This window comes from Paenibacillus sp. FSL H3-0457 (assembly GCF_037981725.1).
GTDB lineage: Bacteria > Bacillota > Bacilli > Paenibacillales > Paenibacillaceae > Paenibacillus > Paenibacillus amylolyticus.
The window spans coordinates 3,252,870-3,267,364 of record NZ_CP150283.1; the positions used below are offsets into that span (position 1 = coordinate 3,252,870).

Consider the following 14,495-nt stretch of genomic DNA (forward strand, 5'->3'; position numbering starts at 1 on the left):
AAGAAGTCATTACGTTTGAAATAGACCCCACTAATGTTACAATGGTGAGCTATGTTCATACGAATGATTGAAAGGAAGGCGGTACGCATGAATCTGTATCATATCCAGTCCACCGTGCACGGAATCAACAGGGTAACATCCTTTTTGGAAGACAATTATATTGGTATTGCTTGGTCAGGTACAGGGGATCTAGAGCAAACGCCTCCGGAGCTATGGAAGGAACAGTTGGTTCAACACTATCCCTTGGATGAAGCAGAATTGGCGAGCACACTCGCGACACTACATATGTTTGGTAACCTCATGCAGGATGGAGATTATGTATTAATTAGCGATGATGAATGGACGTATGTTGGGGATATCGGGGATTATTATTACGACGATTCCGCTGGCACAGAAAACGACTTGATCTGTCACCGTCGGGGAGTTACATGGTTGGGTCGTATTCCTCTCGCTGAGCTGAATGACAGAGTGCAGGCACTGCAAAATGATTCAGCCATCCTTGCGAAATTTGAGTATCCTATATCACAAGCACAGCTGGATCGAGGTCTTGCAGTCAGCATAACAGCCGAAGCAACGAACTCTCTCTCAACAGGGGTAGATGAAGCCACGATTCAAACAGCTCTTAATGTGCTGAGAGAAGCGTTACACAGTGAAGAAGAAGAGCTGCGAATCCGTGCGGCTACAGCCATTTTGCAGTATGCCAAACAATAGGAAGACTATGCATAATTATAGAGAATTATAGTGGCATATACAGGATTTATTCGCTAAACAACCAATTGAAATATTATTAAGAAGCAGAGCGTTCGCCTACAAGCTTTCTGCAAGAAAGCTACATCGGAAGCATGCGCTATCCTCGGATTTCCCCTTTTAAAGACGGAATAAAAAAATCTGGGGATAACAGCGATCGGAAGGTTGTTCTGTCATCGGAGTGTCCAGTGTAAATATTCGTTAGTTCATTTTATATAGCTCTGAGATCTGTTCATTTATATTCCTATGACTTAGTCCACCGTGATAACAAACCACAGATGAAATGTCGAGTTCGATATACTTTTTCAAAGAGATTCGAGCAGTCTCTGTATCAAGCGTAGTAGGTTCATGAATGCCTCCAAGCATGCCGTCTACACTGTACATTGAATCTCCGGCGATGAGCGTCTTGCTGTCCATCAAATATAGACTGATATGACCTGGCGTATGACCAGGTGTATGAATAACGCGAATTCCACCGCAAAACGGCAGTTCCTGACCATCAGTAACCGTTTCATCTACTTTGCCCTTTGGAGGATGTTCAAGGTGACCATCTTTGAGAAGAGGGAGCTGCCCCTCAATATATGGTTTATCCAGCTCATGCGCATATATCTTGACTTGTGAGCCACACTCCTGCAAAATCTCGGGAAGACACCCGATATGGTCCACATCCTGATGCGTCAAAATCACTGCTTTAAGTTGGCTGATCGGCACACCAATCTTTTCGAGTGCGATACACAAATCGTCATATTGTCCAGGGAATCCGGTATCAATTAACACAACCATTTCTTCATCCCATAGCAACACAGGGTGAATTATATTCCCCTCAAAATCAAGCTGAAGCATCGTTATTCCCTTTGAAATTTCCATAATATCAGACCTCCGAGAGTTGAATTTCATATACATCGTTGCTCGTTATATTTCTTATGTAAACGAATAAAGACTGCAAAAAGATACGTTGGGGTGTTTATAGGGTGTACTTATAGAAATATTCAATGAATGGGGGAATTGACGCTTGCTGTTGGGAATGATAATTTAGATATATCATTTAAACCAATAAGTCCAATAAGATAAAGGGGGTATGTGGAATGACACATATCGTGCATGCAGCAGCTGAAGATATTCGGAGCGAGGATTCGCTACTATTGATCAAGGAACTGAGTGAAGAACTCGGTTTGTTATATGGCGGTGATGGAACGGCGGGATTTCAACTGTCAGACGTTGAGGTGCCACGTGCGGCTTTTATCGTTGCCAGGATCGACGGGTATCCGGTCGGTTGCGGAGCACTTAGACCCCTTGATGATACATCTGTAGAGGTTAAACGCATGTATACACGCAGTGGTTACCGCCGTAAGGGAATTGCCCAGGCTATATTGGCCGAGGCAGAGCGTCTTGCGAACGAACTTGGTTATACGAATCTGAAACTGCAAACAGGTCCCTTGCAACCAGAAGCTGCAGCGCTGTATGAGCGTGTAGGGTATTATCGAATTCCTGTTTTCAGTGGCAATTGGGACAGAGTGTTGGCCTACCAGAAAGATCTGATACACGAAAAAGTATAATTCTACGAATTACAGCTTTTATTTGCTGAACGGACAGAGGAACACAAGAGAAAAAGTAAAAAGTCGCCGATTGGCGACTTTTTGCATTTTACATACTGCATTTACTCCAATTATCTCATCTGAAATATAGACAAAAGCGTTCAATCCGTTGCGCTATTATTGATCGAAGGTTCTTGATGTTGGACACCCCATTCGCATAGTCCTTCCAAAACGGGCAATAACGTTTCAGCTTTGGCTGTCAGACGGTACTCGACTTTAGGAGGGACTTGGGGATACTCTTTCCGTTCGACCATACCATCTGCTTCTAATTCTTTGAGTTGTGAACTCAGCGTTTTATACGTGATAGCGCCGATCTGTCTTTTTAGTTCATTGAAACGGACAGGTGGGTTTTCTGCCAGAAGATACAAAATCACCATTTTCCATTTACCACCAATAACAGACAACGTATATCCAAAAGGGGTATCTTGAATGTTTTTAACTTTACCGTGGTATTCAGCCATACTCATCATTTACACTATCCTTCCGGGTAGTACCTATCATAAAAGACCGTACTATTTATTTGTTTGGGATCAGTTTATACTAACCTTACTTTGAAGTAAAGGAGATTTACGATGACTCAAAAAACAATACGTCTGCTTATGCCACAATGGCAAGGTGGAGATAATCCTAACTACTCTTTTGGAGCGGAGCTGCTTGCATGGCTTGCACCTGACAATGATCAGCCTCTCATTCATGTTCCTGTTGAGGCTTATGATGGAACATCTCTGGTAAGCGAGAACGGGATAAAAGGTAGAACACAACTACTTCAGCAATTGCAGGCTGCCCAACATATTATTCAAGCTCACCAGCCCGATCGCATTGTCATGTTTGGCGGTGACTGTTTGGTTGAACAAGCCCCGTTTGCTTATTTAAATGAACGATATGGCGGAGAACTTGGTTTGATATGGATTGATGCACATGGTGATCTGGTTAGATACGAGGGCTATGACAACGGTCATACTTTACCGCTCGGGAACCTTCTTGGGGAAGGCGATCCGGAGTTTGCCAAACATGTGAGTGTCCCTTTGAAGCCCGAACATGTCTTCATGGCCGGGTTGACAACCCCCACGGAACAGGAAACCGAAGTGATTCAAAGATTGGGTATCCGAACGGCTGGAACTGAAGAATTAACCCATGGCCTGGATTCGATTAAGAAGTGGATTAAAGAGACTGGGTTCAAACACCTGGCAATTCATCTTGATCTGGATGTGCTTGATCCCAACATGTTCCGTTCATTGTTATTCGCCAAACCAGGGGAACCTTATGTGTTTTCACCAGCGGGAACCATGCAAATACCTCACTTGCTTCGTCTGATCAAAGAACTGTCTGAAGAAACAGATGTAGTTGGATTAGGGATAACTGAGCATATGCCGTGGGATGCCATTAACTTGAAGAATTTGCTTGGAGAAATACCTATCCTGAACCAGTGATATAGGTAATAAGTCGCCAGAATATATCAGAATACTGATATAAGGAGTCAAAATATAGGAAGATTACAGATAGAAATATCAATATTATTATATGGGTGGTTCGACGAGAATCAGAAATTAAACAAACTGAGGAGAGACACCCAGATGGTCACGTTATTGTTAATTATTATTTATCTCGCATTTATAGGGCTGGGATTACCTGATGCTTTACTTGGCAGTGCCTGGTCCGTTATGAAAAACGATATACATGCGACAACAGAAATGGCTGGTTACATATCGCTAATCATTTCATTTAGTACAGTAGTGTCCAGTCTAATGGCCAGCCGATTGTTACACCGGTTCGGAACGGGTAAAGTCACGTTATTCAGTATCCTCTCAACAACGATCGTGCTGTTGGGATTCTCATTCTCTGAGAATTTTGTGTTTTTACTGATTCTGGCGATCCCTCTCGGCTTAGGTGCAGGTTCGGTGGATGCGGCACTAAGTAATTATGTAGCATTGCATTTCAAGGCCAAGCATATGAACTGGTTGCATTGTTTCTGGGGAATTGGCGCAGTGACAGGCCCACTCGTTATGGCATATTGGCTGAATCAAGCAAACAACTGGCGTGCAGGATACGTTACTGTGGGGTTGATTTTGCTTGGGATCTTTGTGGTCTTATTATCAACTTTGTCTCTATGGAAGATTTTTGAGAAGGGAAGAGTAGAGGGTTCAGGCGATGAGAAGAAACGCGTAAGCAACCGTGAGGCCATACGTATCCCCGGCGTGAAAATGTCGATGCTTGCGATGCTCTGTTACAACGGTTCCGAAACTGCTGCCGGTCTGTGGATGGCTTCTTTCTTCATTGTTAGCAAAGGAGTTTCTCCAGGCACTGCCGCAGCACTATCCTCTCTATTTTTCATTGGCATTATCTTGGGACGTGTAATCTCAGGTTTTCTTTCGACTCATGTATCCAGCAAAAATCTCATCAGATATGGTGGAATCGTCGGATGCTTCGGATTAGTTATCCTGGTTATGCCGATTCCTTACTGGATTGCCGCAGGGGCTTTATTTATCGTGGGATTGGGCGGAGCACCGATCTATCCGAGTATTGTTCATGCGACACCGGAACGCTTCGGTGAGAAGGCATCCCCAAGTGTAATTGGACTTGAAATGGCCAGTGCCTATACAGGTTCAACACTTATCCCGTTAGGTATGGGACTTATAGCCAGCCAATGGGGAATGTCCATGGTACCCCTGATCCTGCTGATTCTGTTCAGTGTTATGTTCGCGGCTACAGAGCTGGTTAACAGAAGCAACAAGGCTACGCGCCTGACCGTCTAGCTCTTGCTATAGGTCATTAAGGTTCTGCCACTATACAACAAAGGAACAACCATCGCTGGTTGTTCCTTTTGGTGTGTGGACTATTTTTTACAAGAAGATCAGTAACAATGTTCCTGCGGCAAAACAGTAATACGAAAAGTATTTCAGATTGCCTTTGGCCATAATGCCCATAAACCATCTCATGGAGAAATACGTGACGAAGAGCGTCGTGATGAATGCGATCAGATAAGGGATAGCCAGTTGTGATCGATTCGGATCATTGGCAATGTCAGATACCCCCATGATAAGTCCGCCAATACTGATGGGAATGTACAGCATAAAGGAGAACTTCAAAGCTGTTTCCTGTTTCATGCCAACAGCGATGGACGCAATTACAGTTGCCCCTGAGCGGCTAATCCCCGGAATAAGAGCGACCGCCTGAGCCAGACCTACCAACAATGCATCTTTCGTAGACAGATCACCGTCTTGCTTGCGACCACGAAGATTACGAATAAGCCACAAGGCAACCCCGGTGATTAATAGCGCGATGGAAACGGTATATACGGATGAGAAGATTTCTTCAATCCGGTCCTTGAACAGGACTGCAACGACAGCAGCAGGGATCGTACCAATAATTATGTATAAGCAAAACATGAAGTCTGCTCGATATTCTTCTTTACGAGTACGCAGGTAACCTAATGCACCAATAATCAACTTTTTGATATCTTCCCGGAAAATAAAAATAATAGCGATAAGTGATGCTGTGTTTGTTAAAATCTCAAATGACAATCCATTCTGCTTGATGCCCATAAGTTTCTGGGCGATGATCAGATGACCGCTTGAGGAGACGGGGATTGGCTCCGTCGCACCTTGAACAATTCCTAAAAACAAATACTTTAACCACAATATAATCTCTTCCATGTTGTCCTCCTTAAATACGTTTCATTGGCTTTTCAAAACTCTCTTTTTTAAAAAAAGTGAATGGTTTACTCTATTGATGATAGCTGTTTAACTTGGTGACTTGCAAGTTAGAGTTCATAGAGGGGTGAAATAAACATAGCTTGTCAAATCCTGCATAGCATGATATCGTTGATAACGATTATCAATATCAACGAAAAGGTGGGTTTATTTTGCGTAAACAGGTAAAATCAATATGGATCATGATGGCACTTATCTTGCTGATTGTACTTAGTGCATGTGGTCAGTCTGCTACGACCAATAGTACAAACGGGGACAGCACGAATGCGGCTACGGAGACAGAAACCAAGACGGACGCGGATTCAGCTTCTTCCGCTGATAAAGCGGCAACTGCCGAAGAGGAACTTGTTACATATCAATCGGATGCAGGCGAAGTACAGGTACCGAAGAATCCTAAGCGTATTATTGATTTGACATCATTTTCGACAGGCTACTTTGTTGCCTTGGATGCACCGGTAGTCGGCGCTTTATCAGGAGCGATGAACAACAAATATATCAAGGATCAACTTGCAGCAGCGGGCACCAGTGATCTGGGTCAAGAGCCTACACCAGAGAAACTAATCAGTTTAAAACCTGACTTATTTATCGTGTACACTGGAACAGAGGGCATCGACAAGCTGGAGCAGATTGCGCCTGTTGTACAGATTGCATATGGTAAGCGCAATTTCAAGGATCTAATGCTTGAAATGGGTAAGCTCACCAATAGAGAAGACGCAGCGAAAGCTTGGAATGCTAAATGGGAAGCGAAGATCAACGAACTGAAGCCCAAGGTTCAGGAAGCTGTAGGCGATCGTACCGTTTCCATACTGAATCCATACGCCAAAGGATTATTTGTATTCGGTCATAACTATGGTCGAGGTGGTGAAATTATTTACGGGGAGTTTGATCTCAAGGCACCAGCCAAGGCCCAAGCTGAAGCGATTGACAGCGGAACTGGATGGGCTTCAATCTCCATGGAACTATTACCGGAGTATGCGGGGGATATCATCTTCACCAGCCCGTGGTCGGGAGATACAACCGATCCCAAGATCGTATATGACAATACATTATGGAAGAACTTGCCTGCGGTGAAGGCAAATCATGTGTTCCAGCTTGATCCAACTTCAGACTCGTACAACGATCCGTTAACGTTGGAAGGTCAGCTTCAATTTATTTCCGATAGCCTGCTTACCGCGAAGTAAGATTAGACTGCATAAATGGTAATACTGGAGCATTTCTAAACGTCGGTACAAGACGGGGAAATGCTCTTCTTATGAGCTTAGGATGTTATATACGTCGAACTTGGATGGGTTTTGACCAATGTAATTAAGCTTGATACAATAGGATAACAGCTGATGAAAATTAAATATCAAGTGGGGTGATCTAGATTGCAGCAAAAGAGTGAACGTTTGAATGTTTGGTTGGCTTTCTCTAACATTCATACCCATCTGAACGAGAAGCTGGAACAAGCTCTGCTTCAACAATATGACTTATCTTTGAAGGAATTTTATGTGTTAAACTTCATATATAATGCGGAGGGTAAGGAATTACGCTTACAGCAACTTCAAGAACTAGTAGGGTTGAGCCAAAGTGCTACTTCCAGGCTCGTCGTTAGGATGGAAGCCAAAGACTGTGGGGCTCTGGAAAGACATGCATGTGAAGATGACCGACGTGGCATTTACACTCGTATTACGGAGCTTGGAGAGAATAAATACAAGAAAGCACTTCAAACGTTTAATCAGGTCTTGCAAACTGAATTGGAACAGGATGGATTTGAGACTCGATTAGAGAACCTCACTAAAGAATTGTTCTAAGGCTAGGGGAAATATAGGGTAATGTAGTCATTTACCCTATAAGAAGACTTGACACTCATTAATATATCAGTTAAATTAAATGCATGCGCATGAATTTAATATGGGTGCGGTGATTTTGTATAAAGGAGGTATTGAACATGAAGGTGTTCGTCGTGGGATCAAATGGACAGATTGGTCAACAGCTTATTCATCTTTTGAAGAATAGTGAAGAACACACCGTTCTTGCCATGGTACGAAAACAAGAACAGGTAGATTCATTTGCAGCACAGGGTGTGGAAACGGTGCTTGCCGACTTGGAAGGTACGGTTGACTCACTTGTAGCTGCTGCAACGGGTTGTGATGCCATTGTATTTGCGGCTGGTTCTGGCGGTACAACTGGATATGATAAAACACTCCTGATTGATCTGGATGGTGCCGGGAAAACCATTGAAGCGGCTCAAAAAGCGGGTATTGATCGATTTATCATGGTGAGTGCGATCCAAGCCAATAATCGTGAGAACTGGCATGATAACATCCTTCCATATTATGCAGCGAAACACTATGCTGATAAATTGTTAGAGATCAGTGGATTAACATATACCATTATACGTCCAGGGATTCTAATGAATGAACCGGGAACAGGTAAAGTTACTGTTGCTGAGAATATAACAACCGGTAACATAGCTCGTGAAGATGTAGCTCATGTGATTTTGGCCAGTTTGAGTGAGAAGAATACCTACAAGCGTTCATTTGATCTAATCGCTGGTGAGGTTACAATATCTGAGGCATTGAGTGGGCTCTGATCCAAAACAAAATTTTCGACGATATCTGATGAGTTAAGAGAGGGCTATACAATGATTATGTTGATGCTTTTGACCTTCATATTAGGTATCTTCATCGTTGTACGTCAATTTTGGCCAGTACGCAATCTTGAATATATAGATTATCAAGTATTTCTCAGACAAGAGCGTGATTTTCGGCAGTATAAAGTGATTGATATTCGAGATGCGACGGATTATATGGCTAATCCTACTCCGGATACGATTAACATCTCATTGGGACGCCTTGCTTTCACATGGGAAAAATACCTTCTTCGAGAAGATAACGTAATTATAATGTCACCTGGTATGCTTCAATCCAAAAAGGCTGTTCGTATTTTGCGAAAGCATGGATTTGATTGTCTTTATGTGATGAAGTAAAAGATATATGTGAGTTCTAAATCATACGGAGTTATTAATTGTAGGCATTGATTTGATGCTTGCGCATGCATTTTTATTAGACATGATTCATGAAAAGGGGAGTTTTATTTTGATGACAGATTTGTTTAGTCCATATTCTTTTAAAAGCCTGGAGCTTAAAAACCGTGTCGTAATGGCTCCAATGTGCCAATATTCAGTTGAGCAAAAAGATGGTATTGCAACCGATTGGCATTATATGCATTACGTTAGTCGTGCTGTAGGAGGAACAGGTCTCATTATCATTGAAATGACAGATGTGGAACCGGATGGCCGGATCTCAGATTATGATCTTGGGTTATGGTCAGACGAACAGATCCCAGCTCTGAAGCGGATCGTAGATGCGTGTCACAGTTATGGGGCCAAGGTTGGCATTCAGATTGCTCATGCAGGCCGCAAAGCAGAAGATGCCGAAGTTCCAGTTGCTCCATCCGCGATCGCCTTTGATGAGAATTCCAAGCAACCTAGAGCACTCACAACGGATGAAGTTAAAGGAATGGTTAAAAAATTCCGGAGTGCAGTAGCGCGTGCTGTTAAAGCTGGTTTTGATGCAATTGAGCTTCATGGCGCACATGGATATCTGATTCATCAGTTCCATTCTCCACTAACAAACAAGCGAGAAGACGAATATGGTCAAGATTTAACTTTATTTGGCCGGGAGATCATTCAGGCTGCAAAGGCAGAGATGCCCGAAGATATGCCTTTGATGATGCGTATTTCGGCTAAGGAATACGTCGAAGGTGGCTATGGCATTAACGAAAGTTCCGAGTTTGCCAAGGCTTATAAAGTGGCAGGTGTTGACGTATTTGACATCTCATCTGGTGGCGAGGGACCTATTGGTGCATCGGGCAGACCAGGAACTCACGCAGCTTATCAAGTACCTCTCGCTAAAGCAATCAAAGAAGCTCTTGATGTGCCTGTGATTGCTGTTGGAAGGCTGGACGACCCGAAATTGGCAAATGCAGTCATCGGAAATGAAGAAGCTGATCTCGTTGCAGTCGGAAGAGGGTTGTTAAGAAATCCTTACTGGGCCTTGGAAGCTGCGTCTGCTTTGCGCAAGACAACGGACGTTCCAAAACAATATACGAATGGTTTTTAATGTATTAATAATTTAACGATTAAATGATCTTCATTAATCCTTGCATAAGAGAAGGACTCCGACTGTCAAAACAGAAGGAGTCCTTTTTGAGGTTAAACTAGACGAGGTAAAGGAACGATACTAGCCAGTAACCAGTCAAGAGATGGTACTGGTCTCATCGGTTTTACTTCGCAGGCGTTTAATATCTTCTCTGGGTGGGAATCCGAACATGCGAGAATATTCACGACTGAATTGGGAAGGGCTCTCATAACCTACCTGAAATGCTACATCTGCTGCATCGGTGGACTTGGATAATAACAAGCGACGCGCTTCTTGCAGCCTCAATTGTTTTTGAAACTGAATCGGACTCATGGCAGTCACTTCTTTAAAGTGTCTGTGTAGCGAGGCAGTACTCATATTTGCCAAATCCGCCAATTCCTCAACCCGAAAATTTTGCTCAGAGTGATTCATAATATATTCAATAACGTTTCTGATTCGATAGGTATGGCTGCCTTCCATGGTAGCTTGTTCTAGTGCAATCCCATGTGGCCCTTTCAGAACTTTATAGAGAATTTCCTTTTTGAACAAAGGAGCGAGCAGAGGGATATCTTCCGAATGATCTTCCAACAAACGGGCTAACCTGACGACTGCATCCAGCAGAGACGGCTCAGCTTGGCTGACAAACATGGCACGTCTCGTCGTTTTTCGCGGTCTTGCTGGGAAATCGGAATGGTTCAATACCTCCAGAATCTCACTGGATGTGAATTCAAGTTTCAGGGCCAGATAGGGAGCCTCAGACGAGGCTTGAATTACTTGTCCACTAACCGGCAAGTCAACGGTTGCCACGATATAACTTCCTGGACCATATCGGAAACGATCTTGTCCCAGCAGGACCTCTTTCTCACCCTGAACGATAATGCAAAAGGATGGTTCATTCACTCTAAATATAGGTTCAGTAACGACCGATTCACGGATTAGAAATAATGAAGGGATTGCCGTAGGATGTACCCCATCCTTGTCAGAATAACGATCAATGAGTGTGGCTAATTCGTTCTGTTGTTCGTGTATTTGATCAGACATGCAAAGTTCTCCTTTTTTCCTCACAACATAATAATCACATTCTATCGTATATTGACCGAAGGCGGTAGAAAACGGATAGGAATAGGCAAACATTTGATGTGAATGGATAAAACATTCTGATTGCTGGTTACATAATCACAAGTACACAGGTCATGATATACAACAAGTACAGAAGATATACACTTACGGTTCAGCTAATACATGATCAGATGAGAATGAAAAGGGTTCTGCATCTTTTATTTACTGATCGTTCCCGATGTGTTAGATTGATTTTGGGAGGGAAGTCGAATGGCTAGAAGTAAAGAGTTTGAAGTGAACGAAGTATTGGATAAAGCAATGAAGATCTTCTGGGAACAAGGTTACGAGAAGACGTCGATGAGTGACCTGGTTGAGCATATGGGAATTCATCGCAGAAGTATATATGATACATTTGACGACAAACATTCGCTATTTTTGCAGGCAATGGATCGTTACAGAGGTAAGGTCAGCACCACATTACTTGCAGAAATCAAGGCATCCAAGACGGCAGTGGAAGCACTGCATAAAATCTTCGAAGTTATGATCAGTGAAGTAGAGGATACGCCATCGGGATGCTTGATCGTGAACTCCGCCGTAGAGCTTGGTACACGCGATCCGGACGTGGATACACGATCTCTTGATTCATTTAATGAAGCAGAGCAGATGTTTGAGCAAATCATTCAATGGGGGCAGCGGGAGGGGGAATTCTCTTCTGATCATGATGCGAAGGAAATGGCAGAGTACCTGCACAATATTTCTGTCGGCATCAGAGCCATGGCAAGAACCTCGACGGATAAGGAAAAATTAAACCGTATTATCCATGTAACGATGAAACTTTTGGAAAAATGATGAGTAGAGACATACCCAAAAAAGTAGCTTGAAATCCGTTAGAGGACTTCAAGCTACTTTTTTTGTGCGCTAATTTTAGAAAATAGAAAGTATGAACCATCAATTGGTGATGGCATTTTCCATCGGTTTAATTTTATGAATCTCTTCGGTCCCAGCCTTCAAAGCTGTTTCGTAGTAGGAGCGTTTGTGCTCGATGACTTCCAAGGTTCTTCTTAGTTCCTCCATTTGTGCTTCCACAATAGCTTTTCGCTCCGTAAACATGTCATATCTTTGCTTCAGCGAGGAGTCCCCTTCAGAGCACCATTCAATAAAGTCCTTAATGTCTTTAATAGGCATGCCGGTCAGCTTCAGACATTGGATGATCTTTAGAAAGTCAATGTCGGAGTCTTTGAACAAACGTGTTCCACTCGTGGTACGTTCCACAAAAGGCATGAGTCCTTCCTTGTCGTAGTAACGCAATGTATATACCGTAAGGTCTAATTTTTTGGCAACTTCACCGATTGAATAGGTCATTTTCATAAAATTCCTTTCTACTTGGGGTAGACTTCGAGTTAACTCTAGGATTGATCCGAGTGAATTCTAACATGTTGGATTACTGGATGTCAAAGTACGTTGGAGATAAAAAAATAAGATAAACATTTGACCTAGAGTTAACTAGAGGGAGTAAGATTATTTTGAACTTTAAATTACTAGGAGGTTATCCCATTGATTATAGCTAAAGCCAGAGCCGTTGACGGACCAGACCAACAATTCAGAAGTGCTGAAATTAAACGACGTGATCTGGATACTAATGATGTATTAATTGAGATTAAATATGCTGGTATCTGCCATTCTGACATCCATACTGCCCACGGTGAATGGGGCCCTGTGAATTATCCACTTGTTCCTGGACACGAGATTGCCGGGATTGTAACCGATGTAGGAACAGGGGTCTCCAAATATAAAGTCGGTGATCGAGTAGGAGTCGGATGTATGGTTGACTCTTGTGGCGAGTGTGATAACTGCCGCAAAGGTGAAGAGCAATACTGTCTCAAAGGAAATATTCCTACTTACGCTGGTGTAGACAAATACGGTGAGCCTACGCAAGGTGGATATTCAACTCACATTGTTGTCGTAGAGGATTTCATCGTGCGCATCCCTGATAACATTGCACTTGATGCTGCTGCACCTTTGCTGTGTGCCGGTATTACGACGTATTCACCACTTCATCACTGGGGAGCTGGCCCAGGTAAGAAGGTTGCCGTTGTAGGTATGGGTGGTCTAGGTCATATGGCTGTCAAAATTGCACATGCGATGGGTGCGGAAGTAACGGTTCTCTCCCAATCCTTGAGCAAAAAAGAAGATGGACTACAATTTGGTGCAGATCACTACTTTGCCACCAGCGAGCCGGAAACATTCGAGAAACTTGCAGGCACATTTGATCTGATGATTAACACGGTAAGTGCGAATATTGACATTAACGCTTATTTCTCACTGCTCACACTGGATGGTACACTCGTGAACGTGGGTGCTCCTGCAGAGCCTTTAGCTGTTAACGTATTCTCACTCATCGGCCATCGCCGTTCATTCGCGGGTTCCATGATTGGTGGCATTCGTGAGACACAGGAAATGCTTGATTTCTGTGCAGAACATGATATTGCACCTAACATTGAGGTCATCTCCGCCGATCAGATTGACGAAGCATACAAACGTGTACTGGCTTCCGACGTGAAATATCGCTTTGTTATTGATATCAGCACCATGTAATTGTGAAGTGTGCAATAGTGATAGTTAAAGATAGTAGAAAGCAGCCGCCGCCAAGGTCAGCTGCTTTTTGCTTTTCAGTTTGTTAATTGCTGATCATTCTACAACCCGTGCTCTTTTCGCAACGAACAGAAGATACCTGCGTCTAATAACTAGTGAAGTAAACATGAAGGGAGTGGAATGAGAAAGATGACAGTATCATTTTCACATCAGCCTGAAGGGTACGAATGTCCATTTTGTCGTATTTGGGGTATCGAGCGACCTGATCAGGGAACAAAACAAAGGGATATCATCTATCAGAATGAAATGGTAACGGCATTTATAGCGGGCAAATGGTGGCCAAACAATAAAGGACATGTTCTTATTGTTCCGAATCAACATTTCGAGAACATCTTTGAACTCCCTGCGGATTACGCTGTTGAAATTCACCGTGCGGCTCAGCTTACAGCATTTGCAATGAAAAGTACATATGGATGTGATGGGATTTCGACACGGCAACATAATGAACCTGCTGGTAATCAAGATGTGTGGCATTATCATCTCCATGTTTACCCCAGATACGTGAACGATCAACTTTATCTGACAAATGGTTCTCCGTCCGATCCAAATGAACGCGCTTTTTATGCTGATCAGTTGCGATCTTGGATAAAAGAAAACATTTAAAGTCT

17 protein-coding genes are annotated in these 14,495 nt (G+C 43.1%); 12 read left to right on the plus strand and 5 right to left on the minus strand.

Annotation, left to right across the window (positions count from 1 at the left end; genetic code table 11):
- Positions 1-87 precede the first annotated feature (87 nt).
- The gene (locus tag MHH25_RS14510; protein WP_340020325.1) at positions 88-711 is read left to right on the plus strand and encodes a hypothetical protein; all 624 of its coding nucleotides are present in this window, start codon (positions 88-90) and stop codon (positions 709-711) included.
- A 237-nt stretch (positions 712-948) separates the two neighbouring features.
- On the opposite strand, the gene MHH25_RS14515 is transcribed toward MHH25_RS14510, so the two are convergent.
- Positions 949-1,614 carry an MBL fold metallo-hydrolase gene (locus MHH25_RS14515; RefSeq protein WP_253508310.1) on the minus strand — a complete coding sequence of 222 codons (666 nt, stop codon included), beginning with the start codon at positions 1,612-1,614 and terminating at the stop codon, positions 949-951.
- Positions 1,615-1,832: 218 nt separating this feature from the next.
- Between MHH25_RS14515 and MHH25_RS14520 the strand changes: the two genes are divergently transcribed.
- Positions 1,833-2,303: a GNAT family N-acetyltransferase gene (locus MHH25_RS14520; RefSeq protein WP_340020327.1), complete on the plus strand. Its 471-nt coding sequence runs from the start codon at positions 1,833-1,835 to the stop codon at positions 2,301-2,303.
- A 140-nt stretch (positions 2,304-2,443) separates the two neighbouring features.
- Here MHH25_RS14520 and MHH25_RS14525 read toward each other — a convergent pair whose 3' ends face one another.
- Positions 2,444-2,809, minus strand: coding sequence for a helix-turn-helix domain-containing protein (locus MHH25_RS14525; protein WP_036608870.1), 366 nt, complete (start codon positions 2,807-2,809; stop codon positions 2,444-2,446).
- Between the two features lie 105 nt (positions 2,810-2,914).
- On the opposite strand from MHH25_RS14525, the gene MHH25_RS14530 reads away from it, so the two are divergent.
- Together MHH25_RS14530 and MHH25_RS14535 are read left to right on the plus strand one after the other, a co-directional pair.
- A complete protein-coding gene (locus MHH25_RS14530; RefSeq protein WP_340020329.1) occupies positions 2,915-3,772 on the plus strand; it encodes an arginase family protein in 858 nt (285 codons plus the stop codon).
- 144 nt (positions 3,773-3,916) lie between these two features.
- Complete coding sequence (locus MHH25_RS14535) at positions 3,917-5,095, plus strand: MFS transporter (protein ID WP_340020331.1); 1,179 nt, start codon at positions 3,917-3,919, stop codon at positions 5,093-5,095.
- Between the two features lie 87 nt (positions 5,096-5,182).
- On the opposite strand, the gene MHH25_RS14540 is transcribed toward MHH25_RS14535, so the two are convergent.
- Complete coding sequence (locus MHH25_RS14540; protein WP_036608062.1) at positions 5,183-5,995, minus strand: undecaprenyl-diphosphate phosphatase; 813 nt, start codon at positions 5,993-5,995, stop codon at positions 5,183-5,185.
- A 209-nt stretch (positions 5,996-6,204) separates the two neighbouring features.
- Between MHH25_RS14540 and MHH25_RS14545 the strand changes: the two genes are divergently transcribed.
- From MHH25_RS14545 to MHH25_RS14565, 5 genes are all read left to right on the plus strand, one after another.
- The gene (locus MHH25_RS14545) at positions 6,205-7,233 is read left to right on the plus strand and encodes an ABC transporter substrate-binding protein (protein ID WP_340020333.1); all 1,029 of its coding nucleotides are present in this window, start codon (positions 6,205-6,207) and stop codon (positions 7,231-7,233) included.
- Between the two features lie 186 nt (positions 7,234-7,419).
- Positions 7,420-7,845, plus strand: a complete 426-nt coding sequence (locus MHH25_RS14550) for a MarR family transcriptional regulator (protein ID WP_017688556.1) — start codon at positions 7,420-7,422, stop codon at positions 7,843-7,845.
- A gap of 137 nt (positions 7,846-7,982) precedes the next feature.
- Complete coding sequence (locus MHH25_RS14555; RefSeq protein WP_340020334.1) at positions 7,983-8,627, plus strand: SDR family oxidoreductase; 645 nt, start codon at positions 7,983-7,985, stop codon at positions 8,625-8,627.
- A gap of 51 nt (positions 8,628-8,678) precedes the next feature.
- Positions 8,679-9,023, plus strand: a complete 345-nt coding sequence (locus tag MHH25_RS14560) for a rhodanese-like domain-containing protein (RefSeq protein ID WP_076327642.1) — start codon at positions 8,679-8,681, stop codon at positions 9,021-9,023.
- Positions 9,024-9,135: 112 nt separating this feature from the next.
- Positions 9,136-10,158, plus strand: coding sequence for an NADH:flavin oxidoreductase/NADH oxidase (locus MHH25_RS14565; RefSeq protein ID WP_340020336.1), 1,023 nt, complete (start codon positions 9,136-9,138; stop codon positions 10,156-10,158).
- Positions 10,159-10,293: 135 nt separating this feature from the next.
- On the opposite strand, the gene MHH25_RS14570 is transcribed toward MHH25_RS14565, so the two are convergent.
- Positions 10,294-11,217, minus strand: a complete 924-nt coding sequence (locus tag MHH25_RS14570; RefSeq protein ID WP_340020337.1) for an AraC family transcriptional regulator — start codon at positions 11,215-11,217, stop codon at positions 10,294-10,296.
- A gap of 288 nt (positions 11,218-11,505) precedes the next feature.
- Here MHH25_RS14570 and MHH25_RS14575 point away from each other — a divergent pair, with 288 nt between their 5' ends.
- Positions 11,506-12,084: a TetR/AcrR family transcriptional regulator gene (locus MHH25_RS14575; RefSeq protein WP_076317925.1), complete on the plus strand. Its 579-nt coding sequence runs from the start codon at positions 11,506-11,508 to the stop codon at positions 12,082-12,084.
- A gap of 99 nt (positions 12,085-12,183) precedes the next feature.
- Here the strand turns inward: MHH25_RS14575 and MHH25_RS14580 are convergent, their stop codons facing one another.
- Complete coding sequence (locus tag MHH25_RS14580) at positions 12,184-12,603, minus strand: MerR family transcriptional regulator (RefSeq protein ID WP_076317924.1); 420 nt, start codon at positions 12,601-12,603, stop codon at positions 12,184-12,186.
- 186 nt (positions 12,604-12,789) lie between these two features.
- Here MHH25_RS14580 and MHH25_RS14585 point away from each other — a divergent pair, with 186 nt between their 5' ends.
- Positions 12,790-13,830: an NAD(P)-dependent alcohol dehydrogenase gene (locus MHH25_RS14585; RefSeq protein WP_047842906.1), complete on the plus strand. Its 1,041-nt coding sequence runs from the start codon at positions 12,790-12,792 to the stop codon at positions 13,828-13,830.
- A gap of 177 nt (positions 13,831-14,007) precedes the next feature.
- Entirely contained in the window at positions 14,008-14,490 is a 483-nt protein-coding gene (locus tag MHH25_RS14590; RefSeq protein ID WP_340020338.1) for an HIT family protein, read from the plus strand.
- Positions 14,491-14,495: the final 5 nt, after the last annotated feature.

Coding starts and splice junctions, on each gene's coding strand:
- MHH25_RS14560 (WP_076327642.1), top strand. CDS start 8,679: ATGATTATGTTGATGCTTTTGACCTTCATATTAGGTATCTTCATCGTT.
- MHH25_RS14520 (WP_340020327.1), top strand. CDS start 1,833: ATGACACATATCGTGCATGCAGCAGCTGAAGATATTCGGAGCGAGGAT.
- MHH25_RS14540 (WP_036608062.1), bottom strand. CDS start 5,995: ATGGAAGAGATTATATTGTGGTTAAAGTATTTGTTTTTAGGAATTGTT.
- MHH25_RS14580 (WP_076317924.1), bottom strand. CDS start 12,603: ATGAAAATGACCTATTCAATCGGTGAAGTTGCCAAAAAATTAGACCTT.
- MHH25_RS14535 (WP_340020331.1), top strand. CDS start 3,917: ATGGTCACGTTATTGTTAATTATTATTTATCTCGCATTTATAGGGCTG.
- MHH25_RS14530 (WP_340020329.1), top strand. CDS start 2,915: ATGACTCAAAAAACAATACGTCTGCTTATGCCACAATGGCAAGGTGGA.
- MHH25_RS14555 (WP_340020334.1), top strand. CDS start 7,983: ATGAAGGTGTTCGTCGTGGGATCAAATGGACAGATTGGTCAACAGCTT.
- MHH25_RS14590 (WP_340020338.1), top strand. CDS start 14,008: ATGAGAAAGATGACAGTATCATTTTCACATCAGCCTGAAGGGTACGAA.
- MHH25_RS14510 (WP_340020325.1), top strand. CDS start 88: ATGAATCTGTATCATATCCAGTCCACCGTGCACGGAATCAACAGGGTA.
- MHH25_RS14565 (WP_340020336.1), top strand. CDS start 9,136: ATGACAGATTTGTTTAGTCCATATTCTTTTAAAAGCCTGGAGCTTAAA.
- MHH25_RS14570 (WP_340020337.1), bottom strand. CDS start 11,217: ATGTCTGATCAAATACACGAACAACAGAACGAATTAGCCACACTCATT.
- MHH25_RS14525 (WP_036608870.1), bottom strand. CDS start 2,809: ATGAGTATGGCTGAATACCACGGTAAAGTTAAAAACATTCAAGATACC.
- MHH25_RS14515 (WP_253508310.1), bottom strand. CDS start 1,614: ATGGAAATTTCAAAGGGAATAACGATGCTTCAGCTTGATTTTGAGGGG.
- MHH25_RS14575 (WP_076317925.1), top strand. CDS start 11,506: ATGGCTAGAAGTAAAGAGTTTGAAGTGAACGAAGTATTGGATAAAGCA.